Annotated in this window: 17 protein-coding genes and 1 pseudogene; 15 read left to right on the forward strand and 3 right to left on the reverse strand. The window is 59.0% G+C overall.

The genetic code is table 11. The features are described from left to right. Nucleotides 1-212: 212 nt before the first annotated feature. Both aceF and aceE read right to left on the reverse strand, forming a co-directional pair. Nucleotides 213-2,168 (reverse strand): dihydrolipoyllysine-residue acetyltransferase, encoded by a 1,956-nt coding sequence (gene aceF, locus CKW20_RS10430; RefSeq protein WP_095052842.1) that lies wholly within the window; start codon nucleotides 2,166-2,168, stop codon nucleotides 213-215. A gap of 11 nt (nucleotides 2,169-2,179) precedes the next feature. Then, complete coding sequence (aceE, locus tag CKW20_RS10435; protein ID WP_095052843.1) at nucleotides 2,180-4,825, reverse strand: pyruvate dehydrogenase (acetyl-transferring), homodimeric type; 2,646 nt, start codon at nucleotides 4,823-4,825, stop codon at nucleotides 2,180-2,182. 383 nt (nucleotides 4,826-5,208) lie between these two features. Between aceE and glnE the strand changes: the two genes are divergently transcribed. The 13 genes and pseudogenes from glnE to CKW20_RS10500 all read left to right on the forward strand — a co-directional run bounded on the left by glnE (nucleotide 5,209) and on the right by CKW20_RS10500 (nucleotide 21,050). Then, nucleotides 5,209-8,148 (forward strand): bifunctional [glutamate--ammonia ligase]-adenylyl-L-tyrosine phosphorylase/[glutamate--ammonia-ligase] adenylyltransferase, encoded by a 2,940-nt coding sequence (glnE, locus tag CKW20_RS10440; RefSeq protein ID WP_095052844.1) that lies wholly within the window; start codon nucleotides 5,209-5,211, stop codon nucleotides 8,146-8,148. 332 nt (nucleotides 8,149-8,480) lie between these two features. Beyond that, a complete protein-coding gene (gene waaF, locus CKW20_RS10445; protein ID WP_095052845.1) occupies nucleotides 8,481-9,515 on the forward strand; it encodes a lipopolysaccharide heptosyltransferase II in 1,035 nt (344 codons plus the stop codon). A gap of 1 nt (nucleotide 9,516) precedes the next feature. Then, nucleotides 9,517-10,578, forward strand: a complete 1,062-nt coding sequence (waaC, locus tag CKW20_RS10450) for a lipopolysaccharide heptosyltransferase I (RefSeq protein WP_095052846.1) — start codon at nucleotides 9,517-9,519, stop codon at nucleotides 10,576-10,578. Beyond that, complete coding sequence (locus CKW20_RS10455) at nucleotides 10,578-11,699, forward strand: glycosyltransferase family 4 protein (protein WP_095052847.1); 1,122 nt, start codon at nucleotides 10,578-10,580, stop codon at nucleotides 11,697-11,699. Before waaC ends, CKW20_RS10455 begins: the two co-directional genes overlap by 1 nt. After that, nucleotides 11,699-12,505, forward strand: coding sequence for a lipopolysaccharide core heptose(I) kinase RfaP (gene rfaP / locus CKW20_RS10460; protein WP_095052848.1), 807 nt, complete (start codon nucleotides 11,699-11,701; stop codon nucleotides 12,503-12,505). The genes CKW20_RS10455 and rfaP overlap by 1 nt, the downstream gene beginning before the upstream one ends. Continuing rightward, on the forward strand, nucleotides 12,505-13,239 hold the full coding sequence (locus CKW20_RS10465; RefSeq protein WP_095052849.1) for a lipopolysaccharide kinase InaA family protein: 735 nt from the start codon (nucleotides 12,505-12,507) through the stop codon (nucleotides 13,237-13,239). The genes rfaP and CKW20_RS10465 overlap by 1 nt, the downstream gene beginning before the upstream one ends. After that, nucleotides 13,236-13,988 carry a lipopolysaccharide kinase InaA family protein gene (locus tag CKW20_RS10470; RefSeq protein WP_095052850.1) on the forward strand — a complete coding sequence of 251 codons (753 nt, stop codon included), beginning with the start codon at nucleotides 13,236-13,238 and terminating at the stop codon, nucleotides 13,986-13,988. The genes CKW20_RS10465 and CKW20_RS10470 overlap by 4 nt, the downstream gene beginning before the upstream one ends. Continuing rightward, entirely contained in the window at nucleotides 13,988-15,439 is a 1,452-nt protein-coding gene (locus tag CKW20_RS10475) for a lipopolysaccharide kinase InaA family protein (protein ID WP_095052851.1), read from the forward strand. The genes CKW20_RS10470 and CKW20_RS10475 overlap by 1 nt, the downstream gene beginning before the upstream one ends. 157 nt (nucleotides 15,440-15,596) lie before the next feature. Beyond that, nucleotides 15,597-15,932 (forward strand): YceK/YidQ family lipoprotein, encoded by a 336-nt coding sequence (locus CKW20_RS10480; protein WP_095053015.1) that lies wholly within the window; start codon nucleotides 15,597-15,599, stop codon nucleotides 15,930-15,932. Between the two features lie 71 nt (nucleotides 15,933-16,003). Next, nucleotides 16,004-16,887: pseudogene (locus CKW20_RS10485) on the forward strand (DUF3800 domain-containing protein). A gap of 227 nt (nucleotides 16,888-17,114) precedes the next feature. Next, entirely contained in the window at nucleotides 17,115-18,869 is a 1,755-nt protein-coding gene (locus CKW20_RS10490; protein WP_030130449.1) for a carbamoyltransferase, read from the forward strand. After that, a complete protein-coding gene (locus CKW20_RS10495) occupies nucleotides 18,856-19,767 on the forward strand; it encodes a glycosyltransferase family 2 protein (protein WP_176466879.1) in 912 nt (303 codons plus the stop codon). The genes CKW20_RS10490 and CKW20_RS10495 overlap by 14 nt, the downstream gene beginning before the upstream one ends. Then, nucleotides 19,764-21,050, forward strand: a complete 1,287-nt coding sequence (locus CKW20_RS10500; RefSeq protein WP_256585017.1) for a capsule biosynthesis protein — start codon at nucleotides 19,764-19,766, stop codon at nucleotides 21,048-21,050. The genes CKW20_RS10495 and CKW20_RS10500 overlap by 4 nt, the downstream gene beginning before the upstream one ends. Before the next feature lie 18 nt (nucleotides 21,051-21,068). Here the strand turns inward: CKW20_RS10500 and CKW20_RS10505 are convergent, their stop codons facing one another. After that, a complete protein-coding gene (locus CKW20_RS10505; protein WP_095052854.1) occupies nucleotides 21,069-21,701 on the reverse strand; it encodes a toluene tolerance protein in 633 nt (210 codons plus the stop codon). A gap of 282 nt (nucleotides 21,702-21,983) precedes the next feature. Between CKW20_RS10505 and CKW20_RS10510 the strand changes: the two genes are divergently transcribed. Both CKW20_RS10510 and CKW20_RS10515 read left to right on the forward strand, forming a co-directional pair. Beyond that, nucleotides 21,984-23,096 (forward strand): capsular biosynthesis protein, encoded by a 1,113-nt coding sequence (locus CKW20_RS10510; protein WP_095052855.1) that lies wholly within the window; start codon nucleotides 21,984-21,986, stop codon nucleotides 23,094-23,096. A 5-nt stretch (nucleotides 23,097-23,101) separates the two neighbouring features. Continuing rightward, nucleotides 23,102-24,313: an O-antigen ligase gene (locus CKW20_RS10515; RefSeq protein ID WP_176466880.1), complete on the forward strand. Its 1,212-nt coding sequence runs from the start codon at nucleotides 23,102-23,104 to the stop codon at nucleotides 24,311-24,313. The last annotated feature ends 73 nt before the right edge of the window (nucleotides 24,314-24,386 follow it).

Consider the following 24,386-nt stretch of genomic DNA (forward strand, 5'->3'; position numbering starts at 1 on the left):
CTCGAGTTGTAGGCGGCGTAAGCCATGAATGTAGGAATAAGGTACGAAGGAAGAGCCCAGCTGCTACGGGCGAACGCAGCCTTCGGGCATTAGCGGGAGGTTTTTCTTCAGGGCAAAAAAAGCCCCGCCAAATTGACGGGGTTGAGGTACGAGCGTGGCGCTCGGAAAACATGGACGCGACTGGCCCTCCGGTGAAGGAGGGCCGGCCGGTGTTACAGCAGGATAGTGCGAATGTCCGCCAGCAGGTCGCTCAGACGCTTGGTGAAGCGTGCAGCAGCGGCGCCGTTGATCACACGGTGATCGTAGGACAGCGACAGCGGCAGCATCAGTTTCGGCTGGAAGGCTTTGCCGTCCCAGACTGGCTGGATGGTTGCCTTGGAAACACCGAGGATCGCCACTTCCGGCGCGTTGACGATCGGCGTGAAGCCGGTGCCGCCAATGTGGCCGAGGCTGGAAATGGTGAAGCAGGCGCCTTGCATGTCGTCAGCGGTGAGCTTTTTGTCGCGGGCTTTGGCGGCCAGCGCAGCGGCTTCGGCTGCCAATTGCAACAGGCTCTTCTGGTCGACGTTCTTGATGACCGGTACCAACAGGCCTTCAGGGGTGTCGACGGCGAAGCCGATGTTCACGTACTTCTTGCGGATGATCGCTTTGCCGCTTGGCGCCAGCGAACTGTTGAAGTCCGGCAGTTCCTTGAGCAGGTGTGCGCACGATTTGAGCAGCAGCGGCAGGATGGTCAGCTTGACGCCAGCCTTCTCTGCAACGGCTTTCTGAGCGTTGCGGAACGCCTCCAGGTCGGTGATATCAGCCGAATCGAACTGAGTCACGTGAGGAATGTTCAACCAGCTGCGGTGCAGGCTCGACGCGCCGATTTGCATCAGGCGAGTCATCGGCACTTCTTCGGTTTCACCGAAGCGGCTGAAGTCCACGACCGGAATCGGCGGGATGCCCGCGCCGCCGGTTGCGCCAGCCGCAGCGGCCGGTGCTTCCTTGGCTTTCTGCATCATGGCTTTGACGTAAACCTGCACGTCTTCTTTCAGCACACGACCGTGCGGGCCGCTTGGGCTGACTGCGCTCAGCTCGACGCCGAATTCGCGGGCCAGTTGACGCACGGCAGGGCCGGCGTGAACCTTGGCGCCCGGCTTGGCTGGAGCAGCGGCCGGCGCAGCAGCAGGTGCGGCAGGTGCCGGAGCAGCAGGTGCAGCGGCGGCTGGAGCAGGCGCAGCGGCTGGAGCTGGAGCCGCAGCAGGCGCCGCGCCTTTGACTTTCAGCTTCAGGATCAGGTCGCCGGTACCGACTTCGTCATCCAGCTTGATGGAAACGCTTTCCACCACGCCTGCGGCAGGCGATGGAATTTCCATGCTCGCCTTGTCGGATTCCAGAGTGATCAGCGACTGGTCGGCGGTGACGGTATCGCCAGCCTTGACCAGGACTTCGATGATCTTGGCCTTGCCCGACGAACCGATGTCCGGAACATGAATATCCTGAACAGTGTCGGCAACCGGAGCCGCTGGAGCCGCAGCGGCTGGCGCCGGGGCAGCGGCAGCAGGCGCAGCAGCCTGAGCTGGCGCGGCCGCGGCCGGTGCAGCAGCACCTGCCACTTCCAGATCCAGAATCAGATCGCCAGTGCCGACTTCGTCGTTGAGCTTGACGCTGATGGCCTTGACCACGCCAGCGGCGGGCGATGGAATTTCCATGCTCGCCTTGTCGGATTCCAGGGTGATCAGCGACTGATCAGCCTCGACGGTGTCGCCGACCTTGACCTGGATCTCGATGATCTGGGCCTTGCCCGACGAACCGATGTCCGGCACGTGCACTTGTTGAACGCTGGCCACAGCCGGCGCAGCAGCAGGAGCGGCCGGCGCTTTCGCGGCGGCAGGTGCAGGTGCAGCCTTGGCAGCCGGCGCAGCGGCAGCCGCAGGGGCAGGTGCAGCAGCACCTTCGACTTCCAGCTCCAGCAGTTCGTCGCCTTCTTTCAGGCGATCGCCCAGCTTCACTTTCAGGCTCTTGATGATACCGGCCTTCGGCGCAGGCACTTCCATGCTCGCCTTGTCCGATTCCAGCGTCAGGATGCTCTGATCGGCTTCGATACGGTCGCCGACCTTCACAAACAGTTCAATTACTTCACCTTCACCGCTGCCGATGTCAGGTACGCGAATGAGTTCGCTCACAGAGTGTCTCCTCAGCAGTCCAGTGGGTTGCGTTTTTCCGGGTTGATACCGAACTTGGCGATGGCTTCAGCCACAACCTTAGGTTCGATGTCACCACGGTCAGCCAAGGCTTCCAGGGCTGCCAACACCACGAAATGACGATCGACTTCGAAGAAGTGACGCAGCTTCTTGCGGCTGTCACTACGGCCGAAACCATCGGTGCCCAGGACTTTGAATTCCTTGGACGGGACCCACTGACGAATTTGCTCAGCGAACAGCTTCATGTAGTCGGTAGACGCGATGACCGGACCTTTACGGCCGTTCAGGCACTCTTCGACGTAGCTCAGTTTAGGCTTCTGGCCAGGGTGCAGACGATTGGTGCGCTCAACAGCGAGGCCGTCGCGACGCAGTTCGTTGAAGCTGGTAACGCTCCATACGTCAGCACCGACGTTGAACTCTTCACGCAGGATCTTCGCCGCTTCACGGACTTCACGCAGGATGGTGCCGGAGCCCATCAGCTGAACGTGGTGCGCCGCTTCGCGGGTATCTTCCTCGAGCAGGTACATGCCTTTCTTGATGCCTTCTTCGGCACCGGCCGGCATGGCTGGCTGCTGGTAGGACTCGTTCATCACAGTGATGTAGTAGAAGACGTCCTGCTGCTCTTCGGTCATCTTCTTCATGCCGTCCTGAATGATCACCGCCAGCTCGTAGCCGTAGGTCGGATCATAGGTGCGGCAGTTCGGAATGGTGGAAGCCAGCAGGTGGCTGTGACCATCTTCGTGCTGCAGACCTTCACCGTTCAGGGTGGTACGGCCGGCGGTGCCGCCGATCAGGAAACCACGGGTACGGCTGTCGCCAGCGGCCCAGGCCAGGTCGCCGATACGCTGGAAGCCGAACATCGAGTAGAAGATGTAGAACGGCAGCATTGGCTGGTTGTGGCTGGAGTACGAAGTACCGGCAGCGATGAAGGAGCTCATGGCGCCCGCTTCGTTGATGCCTTCTTCGAGAATCTGGCCCTTCTGGTCTTCCTTGTAGAACATCACCTGGTCTTTATCGACTGGCTCGTAGAGCTGGCCGACGGAGGAGTAGATGCCCAACTGACGGAACATGCCTTCCATACCGAAGGTACGGGCTTCGTCCGGGATGATCGGAACGATGCGTGGGCCGATTTCCTTGTCCTTGACCAATTGCGCGAGGATCCGCACGAAGGCCATGGTGGTGGAGATTTCACGGTCGCCCGAGCCGTCCAGGATCGCCTTGAGAGTGTCCAGTGGCGGGGTCGGGATGTTGAAGCTCTTGGCGCGACGCTGTGGCACGAAACCGCCCAGCGCGGTACGGCGCTCTGCCAGGTAACGGGCTTCGGCGCTGTTCGGCTCCGGCTTGAAGAACGGCAGGTTTTCCAGTTCTTCGTCCTTGACCGGAATGTCGAAACGATCACGGAACAACTTCAGGCTGTCGACATCGACTTTCTTGGTGTTGTGCGCAGTGTTTTTCGCTTCGCCGGCACCGGTGCCATAACCCTTGATGGTCTTGGCCAGGATGACAGTCGGTTGTTCTTTGTGGTTGACCGCTTCGTGGTACGCCGCGTAGACCTTGTACGGGTCGTGGCCACCACGGTTGAGTTTCCAGATCTCGTCGTCAGACAGGTCTGCAACCATCGCCTTGAGTTCAGGCGTGTTGAAGAAGTGTTCACGCACGAACGCGCCGTCTTTGGCTTTGTAGTTCTGGTACTCGCCGTCGATGACTTCGTCCATGCGGCGTTGCAGGATACCGTCGACATCCTTGGCCAGCAGTGGGTCCCAGAAACGGCCCCAGATGACCTTGGTCACGTTCCATTGAGCGCCGCGGAACACGCCTTCGAGTTCCTGGATGATCTTGCCGTTGCCGCGAACCGGGCCGTCGAGGCGCTGCAGGTTGCAGTTGATGACGAAGATCAGGTTGTCCAGCTTCTCGCGGCCGGCCAGGGAGATCGCGCCCAGGGATTCCGGCTCGTCGCACTCGCCATCGCCCAGGAAGCACCAGACTTTCTGTTTGCCTGGCTGGATGAAGCCACGGTGTTCCAGGTACTTCATGAAGCGTGCCTGGTAGATCGCCTGGATCGGGCCCAGACCCATGGATACGGTCGGGAACTGCCAGAAGTCAGGCATCAGCCACGGGTGCGGATAGGACGACAAGCCCTGGCCATCGACTTCCTGACGGAAGTTGTTCATCTGATCTTCGGTGATGCGGCCTTCCATGAATGCACGGGCGTAAACGCCTGGCGAGGTGTGGCCCTGGAAGTAGATCAGGTCGCCGCCGTGTTCGTCGCTCGGGGCCTGGAAGAAGTAGTTGAAGCCGATGTCATACAGGGTCGCACTGGAAGCGAAGCTGGAGATGTGACCGCCGAGGTCAGAATCTTTCAGGTTCGTACGCATTACCATGGCCATCGCGTTCCAGCGTACCAACGAGCGAATGCGGCGTTCCATGAACAGGTCGCCAGGCATGCGTGCTTCGTGGGTAACGGGGATCGTGTTGCGGTACGGCGTAGTGATGGCGTAAGGGAGCTGCGAGCCGCTACGGGTCGCGAGTTCACCCATACGGGTCATCAGATAGTGAGCACGGTCTTCGCCTTCTTTGTCGAGAACCGATTCCAGGGCGTCCAGCCATTCCTGGGTTTCGACGGGATCGAGGTCTTGCATGGCTTGCTCCAGGGCGGAAAGGCTTCCAGAATCGGTTGCCTGAGTTTGCGACTGGCCTTGTGGGCAGACGATATAAATTCTTGGATTGCCGATAGGTTGTTCCGGCGGCGTGTAGTTTTACTACAAATCATCGGGCATTTCAGCCTTTCGAATGTATAGACGAGTAGTAAAACTACAGATGATTGGCTTGTGGCCTCCGGCTGCGTTGTGAGAATAATCGTTAAGGTTGGTCTTTTGCCAACCAGAAAAGGTGAAGGCTTGATGATTGCTGCCAAAAATAAACAAATTACAGCTATTTCTAACCTTTGTTCGACAGTCAATCACGTAGTGTGTTTTCAAAAATCACTACATGCAGCCTTTCGCACGCCGATCAAGGATAGACCATGAGCCTCCCTTCGCTTGCCGAACTGCCCGGCGTACTCCTGCCGTTTGTCACCCGTGCCGAGCAGTCGTTCCGTACGACTGTCGGGGTTCTTCCCGACGATCATGGCCTGTCTGCCTGGACGCCTGAGCGCTGGGCGCAATTTACCCGTGTCTGCGCTGCCAGCGACTTTGTCATTGAACAGAGCCTGCGTGACCCTTTGATGTTGCTGGAGTTGGCGCAGTCCGGCGAACTGGACCGCGCCTTTGCGCCGGGTGAGTTGTGCGCGCAGATTGCGACGGCGGTGAGCGCCGCCGAAACCGACGACCAACTTGGCCGCGCCCTGCGTCGCCAGCGCGCCCGTCAGCAAGTGCGGATCATCTGGCGCGATCTGACTCGTCAGGCCGATCTGATCCAGACCTGTCGCGACCTCTCGGACATGGCCGATGCCAGCATCGATCAGGCCTATCAGTGGTTGTATCAGCGCCATTGCCAACAGTTCGGCACGCCCACCGGGCGGCGCAGTGGCGAACCGCAACAGATGGTCATCCTCGGCATGGGCAAACTCGGCGCCGTGGAGCTGAACCTGTCATCGGACATCGACCTGATCTTCGCCTACCCCGAGGGCGGTGAAACCGTCGGCGTGAAGCGCTCGCTGGATAATCAGGAGTTTTTCATTCGTCTGGGGCAGCGGCTGATCAAGGCCCTGGACCCGATGACCGTCGACGGTTTCGTGTTCCGCGTCGACATGCGCTTGCGGCCCTACGGTTCGTCCGGTGCCTTGGTGCTGAGCTTCAATGCGCTGGAGCAGTATTATCAGGATCAGGGTCGCGACTGGGAACGCTACGCGATGATCAAGGCGCGCGTGGTGGCCGGCGATCAAGTGGCCGGCGCCCAATTACTCGACATGCTGCGGCCGTTCGTTTACCGGCGTTACCTGGACTTCTCGGCCATCGAAGCGCTGCGCACCATGAAGCAGCTGATCCAGCAGGAAGTCCGGCGCAAGGGCATGGCCGACAACATCAAACTCGGTTCCGGCGGCATTCGTGAAGTCGAATTTATCGCCCAGGCCTTCCAGCTGATTCACGGCGGTCGCGACCTGAGCCTGCAGCAGCGTCCTTTATTAAAAGTACTGAGCACATTGGAAGGTCAGGGTTACCTGCCGGCGGCGGTGGTCAGTGAACTGCGAGAAGCCTACGAATTTCTGCGTTACACCGAACACGCGATCCAGGCGATTGCCGACCGCCAGACCCAGATGCTGCCAGATAGCCCGCAGGATCAGGCGCGCATTGCCTTTATGCTCGGGTTCGCCAACTGGACGGCGTTCCACGAACAGCTGATGTACTGGCGTGGCCGGGTGGCCTGGCACTTTGCTCAGGTGATCGCCGATCCCGACGAAGAGGACGGCGCCGAGAGCGAAGTGGTGGTCGGCGGGGAATGGCTGCCGCTGTGGGAAGAGGCGCAGGACGAAGAGGCCGCGTGCCGTCAGCTGGAAGAGGGTGGTTTCGCCGATGCTTCCAAGGCGCTGAAAGCCCTGGCCAGTTTGCGCGGCAGTCCGCAATTGCGCGCCATGCAGCGCCTGGGGCGTGAACGCCTCGATGCTTTTATTCCGCGCTTGCTGGCTCAGGCTGTGGAGCACGCCAATCCCGATCTGGTGTTGGAGCGGGTACTGCCGTTGGTGGAAGCCGTGGCGCGTCGTTCCGCCTATCTGGTGTTGTTGACCGAGAATCCCGGCGCCCTGCGTCGTTTGCTGACGCTGTGCGCCGCGAGCCCATGGATTGCCGAACAGATCACGCGCTTCCCGTTGCTGCTCGACGAGTTGCTCAACGAAGGCCGGCTGTTCAAGCCACCGCTGGCGCCGGAATTGGCTGCCGAATTGCGTGAGCGTTTGACGCGGATTCCCGAAGACGACCTCGAACAACAAATGGAAGCCCTGCGGCATTTCAAACTGGCGCACCGCTTGCGCGTCGCCGCCTCGGAAATCGCCGGGAGCCTGCCATTAATGAAGGTCAGTGATTACCTGACCTGGCTCGCCGAAGCGATTCTCGAACAGGTGCTGGCCCTGGCGTGGCGTCAGACCGTGGCCAAGTACGGTACGCCGCAACGCACCGACGGCAGCTTGTGCGACCCTGGTTTCATCATTGTCGGTTATGGGAAAGTCGGCGGTCTGGAGCTGGGGCATAGTTCGGACCTGGATCTGGTGTTTATCCACGACGGCGATCCGCAGGCGGAAACCGACGGGCCGAAGCCTATTGACGGCGCACAGTTTTTTACCCGGCTCGGGCAACGCATCATTCATTTGCTGACGGCGCAGACCAACTCCGGCCAGCTGTATGAGGTGGACATGCGCCTGCGTCCGTCCGGTGCGTCCGGTTTGCTGGTGAGTTCCCTGGGGGCGTTTGCCCGGTATCAGGAAAACGAAGCCTGGACCTGGGAACATCAGGCGCTGGTGCGAGCGCGGGTGCTGGTGGGCAGTCAGGATGTCGGCGAGGCATTCGAGAAAGTTCGTGCGACGGTATTGGGCAAGTCGCGGAACCTGTCGACGTTGCGCCAGGAGGTCAGCGAGATGCGTGCCAAGATGCGCGATAATCTCGGCAGCAAGAGCACTGCGGCGGGCACGGCGGCAAATGCCTTCGAGGCCACGGCGCCGTTCGACCTCAAGCAGGATGCCGGAGGTATCGTCGATATTGAATTTATGGTGCAATACGCGGCTCTGGCATGGTCTGAAGCGCATCCGTCATTGCTGCGCTATACCGACAATATCCGCATTCTGGAAGGGTTGGAGGAGGTCGGGCTAATGCCCGCCGAAGACGCCAGCTTGTTGCGTGAAGCCTATAAGGCCTACCGCTCCGCCGCTCACCGGGAGGCCTTGCAGAAGGACGCCGGGGTGATACCGGGCGACCAGTTCGTGGATGAACGACGGCAGGTCATGCGGATCTGGCGCGAGCTGGGATTAAGCTGACAAGGGATATTTGTAACATCTGATACCCAATGTAGGAGCGAGCTTGCTCGCGAAGGCGGAGTGTCAGTCGGCATTGATTCTGGATGTGCCGGCCCTTTCGCGAGCAGGCTCGCTCCCACAGTGGATCTGCGGTATTTGGAGATTGAGGCAGCTAAACTGCACCGCACTGGATGTGCACCAATACCCAATGTGGGAGCGAGCCTGCTCGCGATAGCGCAGAGACGGTCGACAGTTATGTTGAAGGCGACGATCCCTTCGCGGGCAAACAGACTTCCACAGTGATTCTCGAGGCGGGGAGGCGTATGCCTCCCCGGCTCGTTTTTGGAAACCACATGAAAATTCTGATCGTTGGGCCCAGTTGGGTCGGTGACATGGTGATGGCGCAGACACTTTTTCAGTGTCTCAAGCAGCGCCACCCGCAGTGCGAAATCGACGTGCTGGCCCCCGAGTGGAGCCGGCCGATTCTCGAGCGCATGCCCGAAGTGCGCCAGGCCTTGAGCTTTCCGCTCGGCCACGGCGTGCTGGAGCTGGCGACGCGTCGGCGCATCGGTAAATCCCTGGCCGGTCAGTACGACCAGGCCATCCTGCTGCCCAATTCCCTGAAGTCGGCACTGGTGCCGTTTTTTGCCGGCATTGCGAAACGCACCGGCTGGCGCGGCGAGTTCCGCTACGGCCTGCTCAATGACGTACGCACGCTCGACAAAGAACGTTATCCGCTAATGATCGAGCGTTTCATGGCCCTGGCCTTTGAGCCCGGTGCCGACTTGCCGAAGCCGTACCCACGGCCGAGCCTGCAGATCGACCCAGTGACCCGCGACGGCGCACTGGCTAAATTCGGTCTGGCCCTTGACCGTCCGGTGTTGGCGTTGTGCCCTGGCGCCGAGTTCGGCGAGTCCAAGCGCTGGCCGTCCGAGCACTATGCCAAGGTCGCCGAAGCGAAGATCCGTGAAGGCTGGCAGGTCTGGCTGTTCGGCTCAAAAAACGATCACGCGGTGGGCGAAGACATTCGTGCGCGGCTGATACCCGGTCTGCGTGAAGAGTCGGTGAACCTCAGTGGTGATACATCCCTGGCCGAGGCCATCGATCTGCTGTCTTGCGCCGATGCGGTGGTCTCCAACGACTCCGGCCTGATGCACGTGGCGGCCGCGCTGAACCGCCCATTGGTGGCGGTATACGGTTCGACATCGCCGGGTTTCACACCACCGTTGGCCGAGCATGTCGAAATCGTGCGCCTGGGCATCGAATGCAGTCCGTGCTTCGATCGCACCTGCCGTTTCGGTCATTACAATTGCTTGCGCCAGCTTATGCCAAAAGCGGTGAACGAAGCCTTGCAGCGGTTGCTGGGCTCTGTGGTCGAGGTCAAATAGTTTGCGGGTACTGTTGATCAAGACTTCTTCGCTGGGCGACGTGATTCACGCGTTGCCAGCGTTGACCGACGCGGCGCGGGCGATCCCCGGCATCACGTTCGACTGGGTGGTGGAAGAAGGCTTCGCCGAGATTCCGACCTGGCACCCGGCCGTGGGTAAGGTGATTCCGGTGGCGATCCGTCGCTGGCGCAAGAACATCTGGCAGACCATCAAGAGTGGCGAGTGGAAGCGCTTCAAACAAAGCATTCGCGCGACCAAATATGACTTGGTGATCGATGCACAGGGCCTGCTGAAAAGCGCCTTGTTGACTCGCTACGCCAAAGCCCCGGTGGCCGGGCTGGACAAGAACTCGGCCCGCGAACCCATTGCCTCGCGCTTCTATTCCCGGCGTCTGGCCGTGGCCCGTGGGCAGCACGCGGTAGAGCGAGTGCGTCAGTTGTTCGCGCTGGCACTGGGTTACGACCTGCCCAAAGGCCTGGGTGACTACGGCCTGAACATCGAGCGACTGGTGGAGTTGCCGCGCAAGAATCCGTACGTGGTGTTTCTCCATGGCACCACCTGGGACACCAAACACTGGCCCGAAGCCTACTGGCGCGAGCTGGCCGAGCGGGTGGGTTACCTCGGCGTGGCGGTGAAGCTGCCGTGGGGCAACCCGGTCGAAAAGGCCCGCGCCGAGCGCATCGCCAAAGACATGAAGCACGTCGAAGTGCTGCCCAAACTGAACCTGGCGGGTGTCGGCAAAGTCCTGGCCGGGGCGCAAGCCTGCGTGGCGGTGGACACCGGTCTCGGTCACCTCGCTGCGGCGCTGGACGTGCCGACCCTGTCGCTGTTCGGCCCGACCAACCCGGGCCTGACCGGCGCGTACGGCAAGTCGCAGATTCACATGGCCAGCGACTTCCCCTGCGCGCCGTGCCTGCAAAAGAAATGCACCTATCAACCGACGGCCGACGATGCCCGTCGGTTCGACCTGAAACGCGAGTGGCCCCTGTGCTTCACGCGTCTGAATCCCGAGCGTGTCGCGAGCCGACTGAGCACGTTGTTACTGGCTGAGGAGCTGCGCTGATGCAATTGGCATTTGTCCTGTACAAGTATTTTCCGTTTGGTGGCTTGCAGCGCGATTTCATGCGCATCGCCCTGGAGTGTCAGCAGCGCGGCCATCAGATTCGCGTCTACACACTGATCTGGGAAGGTGACGTTCCACCGGGTTTCGAAGTGCTGGTGGCACCGGTCAAGGCGTTCTTCAATCATCGACGCAACGAAAAACTCACCGAGTGGATGGAGGCCGATCTGGCCAAGCGTCCGGTGGACCGCCTGATCGGTTTTAACAAGATGCCGGGTCTGGACGTTTATTACGCCGCCGACGGCTGCTTCGAAGACAAGGCGCAGAACCTGCGCAACTCGCTGTACCGTCGTTGGGGCCGCTACCGCCACTTCGCCGAGTACGAACGCGCGGTGTTCGCCAAGGATGCCAAGACCGAAGTATTGATGATTTCCGAAGTCCAGCAGCCGCTGTTCATCAAGCATTACGACACACCGCTTGCGCGCTTCCATTTACTGCCGCCGGGTATCGCTCAGGACCGTCGTGCACCCGCGAATGCGGCCGAGATTCGGGCCGAATTCCGTCAAGAGTTCAACCTCAAGGATGACGATTTGCTGCTGGTGCAGATCGGCTCCGGGTTCAAGACCAAAGGCGTGGACCGCAGCCTCAAGGCGCTGGCCGCCTTGCCCGCTGAACTGAAAAAACGCACCCGGCTGTTTGTAATTGGCCAGGACGACCCCAAAGTATTCCAGTTGCAGAGCGCCACATTGGGGCTCGGCGACAACGTGCAGTTCCTCAAGGGCCGCAGCGATATCCCGCGTTTCCTGCTCGGTGCCGATTTGTTGATCCACCCGGCGTACAACGAAAATACCGGGACGGTGCTGCTTGAAGCCGTGGTGGCCGGCTTGCCGGTTCTGGTGAGCGCGGTGTGCGGCTATGCCCATTACATCGCCGAGGCCGACGCCGGTCTGGTGTTGGACGAACCCTTCGATCAGGAGCAACTGACACAGTACCTGACCGGCATGTTGAACGACGCAAATGCACGGGCGGCCTGGAGCCGCAACGGTCTGGCCTTCGCCGAGAACGCCGACCTCTACAGCATGCCGCAGCACGCGGCCGATGTGATTCTGGCGGAGCACGCTTAATGAAGTTGATGCTGGCTGAACCGTTCAAGAGCCTCTGGGCCGGACGCGACCCGTTCGCCGAAGTCGAGGGCCTCGAGGGCGAGGTGTACCGCGAGCTTGAAGCGCGCCGGACACTGCGTACCGAAGTGGACGGCCACGGGTTCTTCGTGAAAATCCACCGTGGCATCGGCTGGGGCGAGATCTTCAAGAATCTGCTGACCGCCAAGCTGCCAGTGCTTGGTGCTGGCCAGGAGTGGAAGGCCATTCAGCGCCTGCAAGAAGTGGGCGTGCCGACCATGACCGCCGTCGCTTACGGCGAAAAGGGCAGCAACCCGGCGGATCAGCATTCGTTCATCGTCACTGAAGAGCTGGCGCCCACCGTCAGCCTCGAAGATTTCAGCATCGACTGGGTCAAGCAGCCGCCCGAGCCAAAACTCAAGCGCGCCTTGATCGCCGAAGTCGCGCGCATGACCGGCATGATGCACCGCGCCGGGGTCAACCATCGCGACTGCTACATCTGCCACTTCCTGCTGCACACCGACAAACCGGTGACAGCCGACGACTTCAAGCTGTCGGTGATCGATCTGCACCGTGCTCAGACCCGTCCGACGATTACCCAACGCTGGCGCAACAAGGACCTGGCGGCGCTGTATTTTTCGGCGCTCGACATTGGCCTGACCCGTCGCGACAAATTGCGTTTCCTCAAGGGGTACTTCCAACAGCCCCTGCGCCAGATTCTGGCTGAAGAAGCGGGGCTGTTGGCATGGCTCGAAGGCAAGGCCAACAAGCTCTACGAGCGTAAGCAGCGATACGGGGACGCGCTCTGATGTCGGGTTGGACACTGGAACCTGCTTACAGCGATCTGGCAGAAGACTTCGGCAGTCTTGACGCGGTGTTCGCGCTCAAGGGCGAGCGACTGACCCGCGATCCACTGTCCGAGGTCATTCGCGTCCAGCGCAATGGCGTCAACTATTACGTCAAGCGCTACGTCGGCGCCGGCAAAGGCCTGCGCCGTTACCTGGGCAAGCCGCGGGTGAAAGCCGAATGGCAGAACCTCAAGCGTTTCGCCAAGTGGGGCATTCCCACCGCCGAAGTAGTGGCCTGGGGGTTGGAGCGGCGCGGCGCAGCATACGATCGTGGGGCGATGATCACTCGCGAGCTGCCCAATACCGAAGACTTGTCGGCTTTGGCGGGTCGGCATGATCCGAAACTGGCGGACCGCGCCTGGGTCGACAACATCAGTCGACAGCTGGCCGGCTATACCCGGACCATGCACGATCACCGCTTTACCCATAACGATTTGAAGTGGCGCAACCTGCTGATCGACGATGAGTCCCGGCTGTTTCTGATCGACTGCCCCAACGGTGATTTCTGGCGCGGCTTCTGGCTCAAATACCGGATCACCAAAGACCTGGCTTGTCTGGACAAAGTTGCCAAATATCACCTGTCGGCCACCCAGCGTCTGCGCTTTTACCTGCAATACCGCCAATGCACCCGGCTCGATGCCGCCGACAAGAAACGGATTCGGCACGTGGTGAGATTTTTCGAGGGACGCGAATGACTGATTTTCTGGCTGCTGAAGATCGTGCGCTGCTTGAGCGTCATGGCCTCGGCACCTTCGATGCGCTCTGGGCCAAACAGCTCGAAGCCGTGGACGAACCCAACACTGGTCGGGGTGGCTGGAGCAGTGTGTTTCGGCTGGAACTGGAAGGTCATGGCTATTACCTCAAACGCCAAAGCAACTACCTGACACGCACATTGCATTCGCCCTTTGGCGAGCCGAGTTTTGCCCGTGAGTTTCGCAACATCAGTCGTTACCAGAAACTGGGGATACCGGCGCTGCAAGCGGCTTTTTTCGGCGAGCGTAAAGTCGACGGTGAAGTCCGGGCGATTCTGCTGACCCGCGCGCTGGACGGTTGGGATGACCTGGATTCGCTGTTGCAGCGCTGGTCCGACCTGAGCGCGGCGCAGCATTCGGCGATTCTGAAAGCCTGTGGGCAGCTGGCGCGACGCCTGCACGAGGTGCATCAACTCCACGGTTGCTTTTACCCCAAGCACATTTTTCTCCAGGCCACCGATGACGGTTATCAGGCTCGGTTGATCGATCTGGAAAAAACCCGCCCGCTGTTTTTTGGTCAGCGTGATCGGATCAAGGACCTGGATCCGTTGCTGCGTCGGGCGCGGGAATGGAGCGAAAGTCAGCTGCGCGAGTTGTTGGCGGTTTATCTGGATCAGCCATTGGACAGTTCGCTGGTGGACAGTTGGGTATCGCGCCTGAGTGCGCGGCGCAGTCACAAGGAGACGCGTTGATGCGTTTGTCCGAACTGAAAAACGCCGGCCGCAGCCCGAGCCTGCCGCTGAGCATTCCACTGGCCGATGCCGCGGGGCCTGCCGAGTTGCAGCTGCTAAGTCTGCTGCGGGTATTGCCAGGGCAGCGTTACGTGGGTGCCGGAGTCTGGCGCGGCCGGCCGGTGTTGGCGAAGTTGCTGGTCGGTGGCAAAGCCGCGCGGCATTTTCAGCGGGAGCTGGATGGCGTGCGTTTGCTCGCCGCTCAGGGGCTGACCACGCCCTTGCTATTAGCTGATGGCTTGAAGGACGGCGAGGGTGGCTGGTTGTTGTTCGATTTCCTTGAAGGCGCCGAGAGCCTGGGGGACGCCTGGAAACAGGTCGAGCACTTGCCCGTGTTGGCGGATGAACAATCCGCGGTGTTGGCCGAGGCGTTGGGCGCCATTGGGCAGCTGCATAGCAAAGGCCTGTGGCAGGAGGATCTGCACCTGGACAACCTGCTGCGCCATGGCGGTCAGTTGTATTTGATCGATGGCGCCGGGATCTGTGCCGAGACGGCTGGCAAGCCGCTGTCACAGCAGAAAGTCCTGGAAAACCTCGGAGTGTTTTTCGCTCAGTTGCCCAAATCGCTGGAACCCTTCACCGAAGAATTGCTGGTCTATTACCTGCTGGGGAATGGTGAGCATGCCTTGCCCATGGAAGCGTTGCAGAAGCAGATCGACAAGGTTCGTCGCTGGCGTTTGAAGGATTTTCTGATCAAGGTCGGCCGCGAATGCACGTTGTTCAGTGTCCAGCGCGGAGCGTTCGGCTTGCGGGCGATTCGTCGCGAGGAAGAGGCGGCGATGCTGCCAGTGCTGGAACAGGCCGATGCCTTGCTCGATCAGGGCCATCTGTACAAGACCGGCGGCGCGGCGAGCGTCGGCAAGGTCGATGTGGCTGGTCGCACATTGCTGGTCAAGCGCTACAACATCAAGGGCTTTGCCCACTGGCTCAAACGTTTCTGGCGCCCGAGCCGCGCCTGGCACTCATGGCGTGAAGGCAATCGCCTGGCATTCCTGGGCATCGCCACCCCCAAGCCATTGGCCTTGCTGGAGAAGCGTTTTCTCTGGCTGCGCAGCCGGGCGTACCTGGTGACCGAGTATTTGCCGGGGCCGGACATCATCGAGCGCTTCGCGCCGTACGTGGACAGCGGCGAAGCGCCGCAAGCCGAGTTGCAGGCGTTGGATCACCTGTTCGCCGAGCTGATTCGCGAGCGGATCAGCCATGGCGATTTCAAGGGTCATAACCTGTTCTGGCAGCAGGATCGCTGGGCGCTGATCGATCTGGATTCGATGCGCCAGCATGGTTCGGTCAGCAGCTTTGCCCCGGCGTACGCGAGGGATCGGGCGCGGTTCATGCGCAATTGGCCCGAGAGCAGTGCGCTGTATCGGGTGATTGACCAGCGTCTTCCCAAAGATATTTCCAGCGCTGCCTGAATCCCTATCGCGGGTTTGCCCGCGATAGCGCCAGATCGGTCTTCCGAGATCTAGAGGACAGGTTCTTATGAACCGTCCTACATGATCTACAGACCCCATGAACTGTGCCCTGGATAGCCACGATGCTAGTTTGCCTGACGTTCTCGGAGGGCAGATTTTGACGATAAAAATGGCTGTGTTGCTGAGCACTTTCTCACTGGCGCTATCCGGTTGCGGAACCGCTGTCACGGTGTTGCAGGATGACGAACAGGCCGCCCGTAGCCTCAGAAAGCAAAAAACCTACTGCCAGTCCATCCCTCGCATCTATAGCGGTTTGGCCCACGACTTTTGCCTCCTGCATGCGCCGCCTGATCCCACCGGTATTCTGGTGCCGTTCGTATTGCTGGATTTGACCTTGTCGGGTGCACTGGACACCGTTGCCTTGCCGTACACGATTTACCGACAGGCAACCGACGGCAATCTCAGGATTTACTGGCGGCCGGGCCGCGGGTAACTCTGTTGTATTCCGGCGTGTGAGTGCTACACCTGGCGCACCTGGCTCGAAAAACAAAGGGTGAATTGCTCGTGTCGACCCCGATTTTGCCCTCTCAACAGTTTCTTCTTTTTGAAAGCGAAAATGAAAGCGAAGCTGAAACTAATGTTGAGGCGAAAAAGCTTTTACCTCCATTTGGGAGGTACAGCGATTTCATAATCTATGTGGATGAGAGCGGCGATCATGGGATGCAAACATTAGATCCAAACTATCCAATGTTTGTGCTGGCATTTTGTGTGTTTCATAAAAGGCATTATTGCGAGAAGGTTATTCCTGTCCTTCAGAAATTTAAATTTAATCATATGGGGCACGATCTGATCGGTCTGCATGAATTGGAAATTCGAAAAGAAAAGGGAGCATTCTCTAGTCTGTTCACGTCGAGGCAACACAAACATGCTTTTCTCGATGAGTTGACGGGCATCATTGAGGCCAGCAATTTTGTCCTGATCAGCTGTGTTATCGACAAAGCTGCCCTTCGCGAAAAACAAGGTCCTGTCCACAATCCTTATCACGTCGCACTCGGCTTCTGTCTGGAAACGCTTTATGAGTATTTACAGGAAAAGAATCAACAGAGCGTGTTAACTCATGTGATTTTCGAACGTCGAGGGAAGCGGGAGGATAACGAACTTGAACTGGAGTTTCGTCGCATGTGCGATGGCGCGAACCGATTGGGCATTCAGTTGCCGCTCGATATCGTCTTTGCAACCAAGCAAGTGAATTCTACGGGGTTACAGCTAGCGGATCTTGTTGCAAGACCCATTGGTATGAGTGTTTTGCGTCAGGGCAAGAAAATCGTGCCTTTGACGTCCTCAAGCGCAAGTTCTACTGCAGTGGTGGGCGTAACAATGTGGGGGAGAGTTTCGAGAACTGGGGTTTAAAGATTTTCCCTCTCTCAGAAAGCGAAAAGCCCCGGTGAAACTCACCGAGGCCACAACGCCGACCGGGATCCCCCAGTCCATTTGCGCAGGAGTCTATGTCGAGGTCCTTCATCTGTCAACGCGCCAGCTTGCCACTTCCCGCTAGAGGTTTGCCGCTGCTTTTAAGCTATAATCTCGCCCTTTAGCTGTCTCTCGCCCCTTGCGAGGGCACATTAATTTTTGAGGCGCATTGCGCCTGCATGCAGACTAAAGAGGCTAGACCCCTGTGGCATTGACGATTCTTGGCCTGTCCGGCGCCCTTAGCCATGATCCTTCCGCAGCCTTGTATATCGACGGCAAGCTGGTCGCGGCGGCTGAAGAAGAGCGTTTCGTGCGCGATAAACATGCAAAGAACCGCATGCCTTACGAATCGGCGAAGTTCTGCCTCGAGCAGGCGGGCATCAAGCCGTCCGACGTTGATGTGGTGGCGATTCCGTTCGCGCCGATCAGTCTGTTCGGCAAGGCTCGCTGGCACTACGCCAAGCGTTACTGGTACGCCCCGGACCGCGCCCTCGACGCAATCCTGATGGGCAATCGTCGCTACAAGCGCTATCGCAACAAGATTGTCTGGTGCCTCGAGCAACTGGGCTTCGACCCGAAGAAAATCAAGATCGAGCCGGTCGAGCACCACCTGGCCCACGCCTCCAGTGCCTACCACTGTTCCGGTTTCAAAGAGAAAACCGCGATTCTCGGGATCGACGGCAAGGGCGAGTACGCCACGACCTTCTTCGGTTACGGCGAAAACGGCAAGATCCACAAGATCAAGGAATTCTTCGATCCGGACTCCCTCGGCGGCCTGTACGGCGCGATCACCGAGTTCCTCGGTTTCGAGATGCTCGACGGTGAGTTCAAAGTCATGGGCATGGCGCCGTATGGGGATGCCAGCAAATACGATTTCTCGCGTCTGGCCTCGTTCGAGAACGGCGAGCTGGTGATCAACACCGACTACGCCAATGTCATCGGCCTGCGTCGCTATAAAGAGAAGGGCAAGGGTTTCTACTTCTCGCCGAAGCTGATCGAATGGCTGGGGCCCAAGCGCGAAGGCGACATCGCCGACGAGCCGTACATTCATTATGCCGCGAGCATGCAAGCGCTGTTCGAGAAGCTGGCATTGCAGATGATCGACCACTACCTGGGCGATGTGCTCAAGGAAACCGGCAAGCTGGCCTTTGCCGGCGGCTGTGCGTTGAACGTCAAGCTGAACCAGAAAATCATTGCCCGCGACGACATCAAAGAGCTGTTCGTTCAGCCTGCGTCCGGCGATGCCGGTACCGCGGTCGGCGCTGCGGCCTACGTGTCCCACGCCCGTGGTGTACCGGTCGAGAAGATGGAACACGTTTACCTCGGCCCGTCCTACAGCAACGAAGACGTGATCGCCGCCTGTGCCCGTCACCCGAGTGCGCCAGCTTGGCGCAAACTCGACAACATGCCGGAAAAAATCGCCAAAATCATGGTCGACGGCAACCCGGTAGCCTGGTTCCAGGGCCGTATGGAATTCGGCCCGCGCGCCTTGGGCGGTCGTTCGATCATCGGTTGCCCGAGCGCGACCGGCGTGGCTGACCGGATCAACCACCAGATCAAGTTCCGCGAGCGCTGGAGGCCTTTCTGCCCGTCGATGCTCGACACCGTTGCGCCGCAGATGATCAAGATCGATCACCCGGCGCCGTTCATGACCTTCACCTTCGAAGTGGCTGAAGAGTGGAAAACCCGCGTGCCGGAAGTTGTCCACGAAGACGGCACTTCCCGGGCCCAGGTGCTCAAGCGCGAATACAACCCGCGCTACTACGACATGATGAAAGCGCTGGAAGTACTGACCGGCAACGGCGTGTCGCTGAACACTTCGCTCAACCGTCGTGGCGAGCCGATGATCTGCTCGCCGACCGATGCCTTGAACATGTTCTTCGGTTCCGACCTGCAATACCTGATTATGGAAGACATTCTGGTGGTCAAAGAAGGCGCGGACGGGTATGCAGTTGACTGACATGCTGATCAGTGTCGTTATTCCTGCTTATAACTACGCCAAAACCTTGCCGCGTGCGGTGAAATCGGTGCTGGCGCAGTTGGGTGATGCCCAGGCTGAGTTGCTGGTGATCGATGACGGTTCCACTGACGCGACGCCGCAAGTTCTGGAGCAGCTCCTGACTGAACATGCCGGATGCTTTAGAGCTCTGCGCAAACCCAATGGCGGTTTGTCTTCAGTGCGTAATCGCGGGATCGAGGAGGCTCGGGGGCAATACCTGATCTTCCTCGATGCCGATGATGAGATGGCGCCTGGTGCGCTGGCTGCATTGACCCGGCATATCTCCAGCAATCCGGACAGCCGTTTGATCATTGGCGGTTACTGGTCGGTGTTCGACGACGGTCGTCGCGTCCAGCATGCCGTAAAACCCTTGCCAGCCACCCCGCGCCAGCGTGTGCGGGGCTACTTGCTGGACAAGACGGTATCGCTGTCTAACGGCGCCTGCGCAATGCATCGCGAAGTGTTTGCGCCGGGCAACTATCCTGAGCACTTGCGCAACGTTGAAGATATTCCGGTGTTTGCTCAGGTGCTGGCGCGTTTCCCGTGCACTGTGCTCGATCAGCCGCTGGCGTTGATCTACAAGCATGGCGACAGCATGCGGCATGACCTCAAGCAAAGTCTGGCGGCGGGCGTGGGGATGGTTGACGAGGTATTTTCCTCGGTACGCATGCCTCAAGAACTGCAGGACCTGCGCCAGGCTTTCCTGGCTCAGCGCTGCCTGTCGTTGTTCCGCGATTGCTACAGTGCCGGCGATTATGTCAACGCCAAGGCTTTTTACGCCCGCGCCGTGCGCGCCGATCTGCGCTCGCTCACACGCTGGTCCTACACCCGCAAGGCCATCCGGTTGTTGTTCAAGTGAACACGCCGCCGTCTGACACAAGTGTGTTCCAGGCGCAGGGATGCTGGGCACAAAAAGCGCGTGAGCTGGACCGTTATCGCTGGAAGCTGCTGCGCGAGCGTCATGGTCGCTGTGGCAGCTTTTTGCGCCTGGTTCGTGATGTGTTGGTGGACGTGGCGGTCGGGATACGCGCCAAGGCGTGCCTGAGTGATTCGATCGTCGCTGCACCCTGTGAGGTGCTGTTGCTGCATTCGGCACCCAAGTCCATGGCGTTGCAGCGCAAGAATATTTTGATCGAGGGCCTGCGCAAGCGCGGGCGGCATCTGACAGAGGCAGCGTTACGTTCTCCGTCGGACGCCTGCGCCCAGCGCATGCTCCTGGCGCCGCCGCAGTCTGTGCCGCTGCGTTATCTGGTGTACGCCGCCCATGCCCAGTGGCTGGTGATGACGTATTCGCCCAAGGTGCTGATCAACGAACGCAACGGTAGTCTTCATGCACCGTTCCTGCGCTTGGCATTGGCTGCGCGTGGTGCCCGCCTGCTGCAACTGGCCCATGCGACGACGCTGGAGTCTTCACGGCGATTGGGGATGAATGACTACGATTATTACGGCGTCTTTGGCCATAGTTCGCTGGTTGCCTTGCAAGAAAGAACCTTGCGGTTCGGTGAGTCGACGGTGGTGCTGATCGGTTCTTACCTCGCCGATGAAACCTATGATCTGCCCGTTGCCGATCCCGCTCTGCGGACGTTGTTGATTCTGGGGGTTGGCCCTGATCGGGAAAAAGAACCGGGCTACCAGCGCACCTATCAGTTACTGCGCAACTGGGCCGAGCAGCATCCGCACTATCGCGTGCTGTTCAAGCGTCATCCGCGCAGCAAGGCGCAATTCTGGAGCGATGCCGCTGCGCAGTTAGCCAGCATCGATTTGCTGGATAGCACGTGTTCACTGGCGGACGCTCTGGCGCAGGCCAGCGTTGTCGTCAATATCATGTCCAATGCCGGTATTGAGGCAGGGCTGGCGGGTCGGCCGGTGATCCATGTGAATGCGGGCAGCGATGTGGATATCTTCTCTCACTCGCTGTTTTTTGGGCCTCAAGTGCGCGATGAGCATGAGTTTTCCCGCCAGTTGCAAACGCTTGAGCAGGATTATCCGGGGCATGTGGCCCAAGCCCGGCGTTTTGCCGATTACCACCTGGTATACGGTTCTCAGGGTTTGGCGAAGACCATTCAGCTGGTTGATAACTTGCTGCGAGGCACAGACCCTGCGCGTGACTTCGAGACCTTCAAGTTGTCTGCCGCCGGCTGACACTGGCGGTTTAAGGGCTTAAGGGCTGAGCGCCAGGCTCAGTTCCCGTTCATTACACACGCGTTGATGGTTCAGGTAATGCTCAAGGAACTGGTTGTCTTTGAGTAGCCACTCGCGATCCTGACGATAGCGCAACATATGCTTGAAATTGCGCAGGCGCAGGCCTTTGCGCAGCGGCTTGTGATAGGCGCGCAGGTCGGCGATGTCGATCAGCCCTAGCGTATTTTCAGGCGTCAATACCACATTGCCCAGGTGCGCGGAGCGAAAGTAGATGCCGTCCTCATGCAGGCGTGCAATGAACTCACCCAGTTGTGCCCGAAGAAATTCGTTGTTGTCGGTGCCCAGCAATTGACGCAGGGTGCGACCGGGCAGGGGATCATAATGCACGGCATCGCGCTCGATGCTGGGGATGCGATAAATCTGGCGAACCGTTGGGCATTCGATGTTGCGTTCGCGCAATGCTCGGCAGTTGTCGGCGAAGCGCCGAGCATAAGGCGCCCAAAGTGCAGATGTCAGCAGTCGTTTACGGCGAAACAGCTTGAGCATCGAGCCATCGGCCAGGCACAAAACTTTATCCCCTTTACCATCGGCCTCGAGAACGTCGGCGCCCTCGCGCATGGTGAGATAAGCGGTATGGTCGAGCGTTTGCATCAAGGCTCCAGGGCTTGGCCTGATGGAAGGGTCAGCCGGCTATGTTACCGCAGTGCGCATGCTGCAAAAAACCGCTGTGGTACAATCGCCTCGCTTTTTAAGAGGCAGTTGCCCGCTCACCGGGTTGCCTGGCGCAATACCACCGAGTGCTGGCTTCTGATTCTTGGCTTTATACTTCCAAACGCGGACGGGCGAATAACAGGGTGTTGATGTCTGCGGACGTGTCGCACGTGGTTATATTGCACTTTGGCGGGTGGATGCGGCCTATTTTTTGGACACCCTATGACGACGATGCTGTTCATTTCCTTGGCCAAACATCAAGGCCTCTATTTCAATCGGTTACTCAATGAGACCGAGTTACAAGGTAAAGTCGTTACCCCACCACAGATGCCCTGGCCAAGGTTGCTGCAGACTTCCAGAGTGCTTTCGCGAATCGACTGGCCGAGCCTGATCGAAGAAAAATGCGAGGAGCGGCGCGTCAAGAACAAAAACGATGGTCACTTGTATCGTCTGTTGTTACGTCTTGAGCTGATTTGGATGGCACTGCGTGCCCAGGCCCTGCTTGATCGCGAGCGCCCCGATGCGCTGGTGTTCTGGAATGGTTCCCATCGATACTGCCGATTGCTGACGGCTTTGGCGCCGCCGGGTTGTAAGACTTTCTTCTTCGAGAACGGTCTGTTGCCCGATACCACAACCGTTGATCCGCAGGGCGTGAACTACCTGAACGCCGTTCCACGCGAAGCCGGTTTTTACCTCAACTATCCTTATCCCGTGCCTGAAAGTCAGGCAGTGCCTGTGCTGATTCCACGCCAGCCTCGTACCAGTGGTCCGGCACCGATCGTGCTGCCGGAGCAGTTCATCTTTATTCCGTTCCAGGATGACCGCGATAGTCAGGTTCGGCTGTTTTCTCCCTGGATCAAGAACATGCGCGAGATGTTTGCCTTGGGCGAGCGCTTGGCCAATGAGACGGGTCTGACAGTGGTGTTCAAGGAGCATCCATCCAGTCGCGAAACGTATCCCGAGTTGCATGAGCGTACTCACGAGCGCCTGCTGTTCGCCAACGGCAACGCCACTCAGCAGTTGATCGAGTCCAGTCAGTTTGTGGTCACGCTGAACTCGACGGTTGGCCTGGAAAGCCTCCTCTTGGGTAAGCCCGTACTAACCTTGGGCCAGGCGTTTTTCAATATCGAAGGGCTGGTAATGCATGCCGATAACGCCGAGCAGGTGGTGGAACTGGCGCGCGCATTCCCGCAATGGCCACTCAATGAGCGGTTGAGGCGTAACTTTCTCCATTACCTCTCTGAACACTACTGTATCAAGGGTGGCTGGAAGAACGCCGACAAGGCCCAGTTGCAGCGGGTCGCCAATCGAATGCTGGGTAAAGCTGAATGCTGACAGGAATGAAGAAAATTATCGGTAAGGATGCCTTGGCGATGTGGGCGTCTATCGGTTTTCTCGTGCTGCTGTGTGGGGCGTGGGTACTGCCGGACAACAAGCTTTATCACCAAATGATGATTTTCCTGCTGTGGCTGCCTGCCTTGTTGGCACTGTTCCATAGGGATTTTCGCGTGATGCTCAAGCAGCCGGAGTGCATCCTCTTTGCGATCTTCGCGGCCTGGACGTTATTGGTGCTGATGGTTGAGGGCGGCAATAACATTTTTGGCAAAAGCAAGGTGACGCTCTATGTGGCCCTTACCTTGTCAGGCGTGCTACTGGCTGCGCAGAACCGCAAGTGGCGGTTCGAGTCCATGTTGTTGTATGCATCGATTATGGGCGGTTTTTTTGCTGCGGCTTCCTGGGTCTACTTTTATGACGTGTCCGCTCAACCTTTAAGCGGCAGGCTGATTGCTATTGGCTTGTGGGACACTGCGATCATGGCCGCGCATGCGGTGGGGGCCTTGCTGATTCTTGGCGTCTTCACGTTGCAGACCAGGCGCTTCAATCCCTGGATGATGGTGTTGCTGCTGATTCCTGCACTGGGATATGCGCTATTCCTTGGCTTCAGCCAAACCCGCGGTGTGTGGATCGGCTTGCTGGCCTGTCTGTTCGTGATGGGAGTGGCACGACCGTCGCGCCTGGGGAGCGGGCTGATCATTCTGGTGGTCCTGGGGTTGGCGTCCATTGCTATATTCAAGCCGGAAATCCTCTTGCAGCGTGGCGTTTCGTTCCGTCCCGAGCTATGGAACGGCGGCATTCAATTGATGCTGGATCATTGGGGGATGGGATTGGGATTTCATGAGTACCTGATTCCTGTTCCTGAAATCGGACAGTCATTCAAACATCCCCATAACCTGTTCCTGGATATCGGTGTGCGTCTGGGAGTACCTGGCCTGCTGCTGTTCGGCTGGCTGTGGCTGACGGCCGGCTGGCGTGGCTGGATTTCGCGCGCGCAGCCATTGGGGCAAGTGTTGCTCGCACTCTGGGTGTTTTCCGGGGCGTCCTTGATGACCGATGGCATTGGTCTCTGGCTCAAGCCCAATGCGGACTGGTTGATCACCTGGTTACCGATTGCCTTGAGTATCGTGTTGGCCACTCGTGGAAGCAATGAAACCAAAGGTTCCGTCTGGAGTGTTTCAACCCCTGATGCTGCTGGCCCGGAAGCGAAGTGCTAACGCTGCGTTTTCGGCACCTCATCCCGGCTGAACCGATGTTGTAATTCGTTCGCTGTTACAATCCACAGCTTGT

Origin of the sequence: Pseudomonas sp. Irchel s3b2, assembly GCF_900187445.1 — a bacterium.
GTDB lineage: Bacteria > Pseudomonadota > Gammaproteobacteria > Pseudomonadales > Pseudomonadaceae > Aquipseudomonas.

Excerpts from the sequence above, each read along its gene's own strand:
- aceE (WP_095052843.1), bottom strand. The coding sequence starts at position 4,825 with ATGCAAGACCTCGATCCCGTCGAAACCCAGGAATGGCTGGACGCCCTG.
- glnE (WP_095052844.1), top strand. The coding sequence starts at position 5,209 with ATGAGCCTCCCTTCGCTTGCCGAACTGCCCGGCGTACTCCTGCCGTTT.
- waaF (WP_095052845.1), top strand. The coding sequence starts at position 8,481 with ATGAAAATTCTGATCGTTGGGCCCAGTTGGGTCGGTGACATGGTGATG.
- CKW20_RS10455 (WP_095052847.1), top strand. The coding sequence starts at position 10,578 with ATGCAATTGGCATTTGTCCTGTACAAGTATTTTCCGTTTGGTGGCTTG.
- rfaP (WP_095052848.1), top strand. The coding sequence starts at position 11,699 with ATGAAGTTGATGCTGGCTGAACCGTTCAAGAGCCTCTGGGCCGGACGC.
- CKW20_RS10465 (WP_095052849.1), top strand. The coding sequence starts at position 12,505 with ATGTCGGGTTGGACACTGGAACCTGCTTACAGCGATCTGGCAGAAGAC.
- CKW20_RS10470 (WP_095052850.1), top strand. The coding sequence starts at position 13,236 with ATGACTGATTTTCTGGCTGCTGAAGATCGTGCGCTGCTTGAGCGTCAT.
- CKW20_RS10475 (WP_095052851.1), top strand. The coding sequence starts at position 13,988 with ATGCGTTTGTCCGAACTGAAAAACGCCGGCCGCAGCCCGAGCCTGCCG.
- CKW20_RS10495 (WP_176466879.1), top strand. The coding sequence starts at position 18,856 with ATGCAGTTGACTGACATGCTGATCAGTGTCGTTATTCCTGCTTATAAC.
- CKW20_RS10505 (WP_095052854.1), bottom strand. The coding sequence starts at position 21,701 with ATGCAAACGCTCGACCATACCGCTTATCTCACCATGCGCGAGGGCGCC.
- CKW20_RS10510 (WP_095052855.1), top strand. The coding sequence starts at position 21,984 with ATGACGACGATGCTGTTCATTTCCTTGGCCAAACATCAAGGCCTCTAT.
- CKW20_RS10515 (WP_176466880.1), top strand. The coding sequence starts at position 23,102 with ATGAAGAAAATTATCGGTAAGGATGCCTTGGCGATGTGGGCGTCTATC.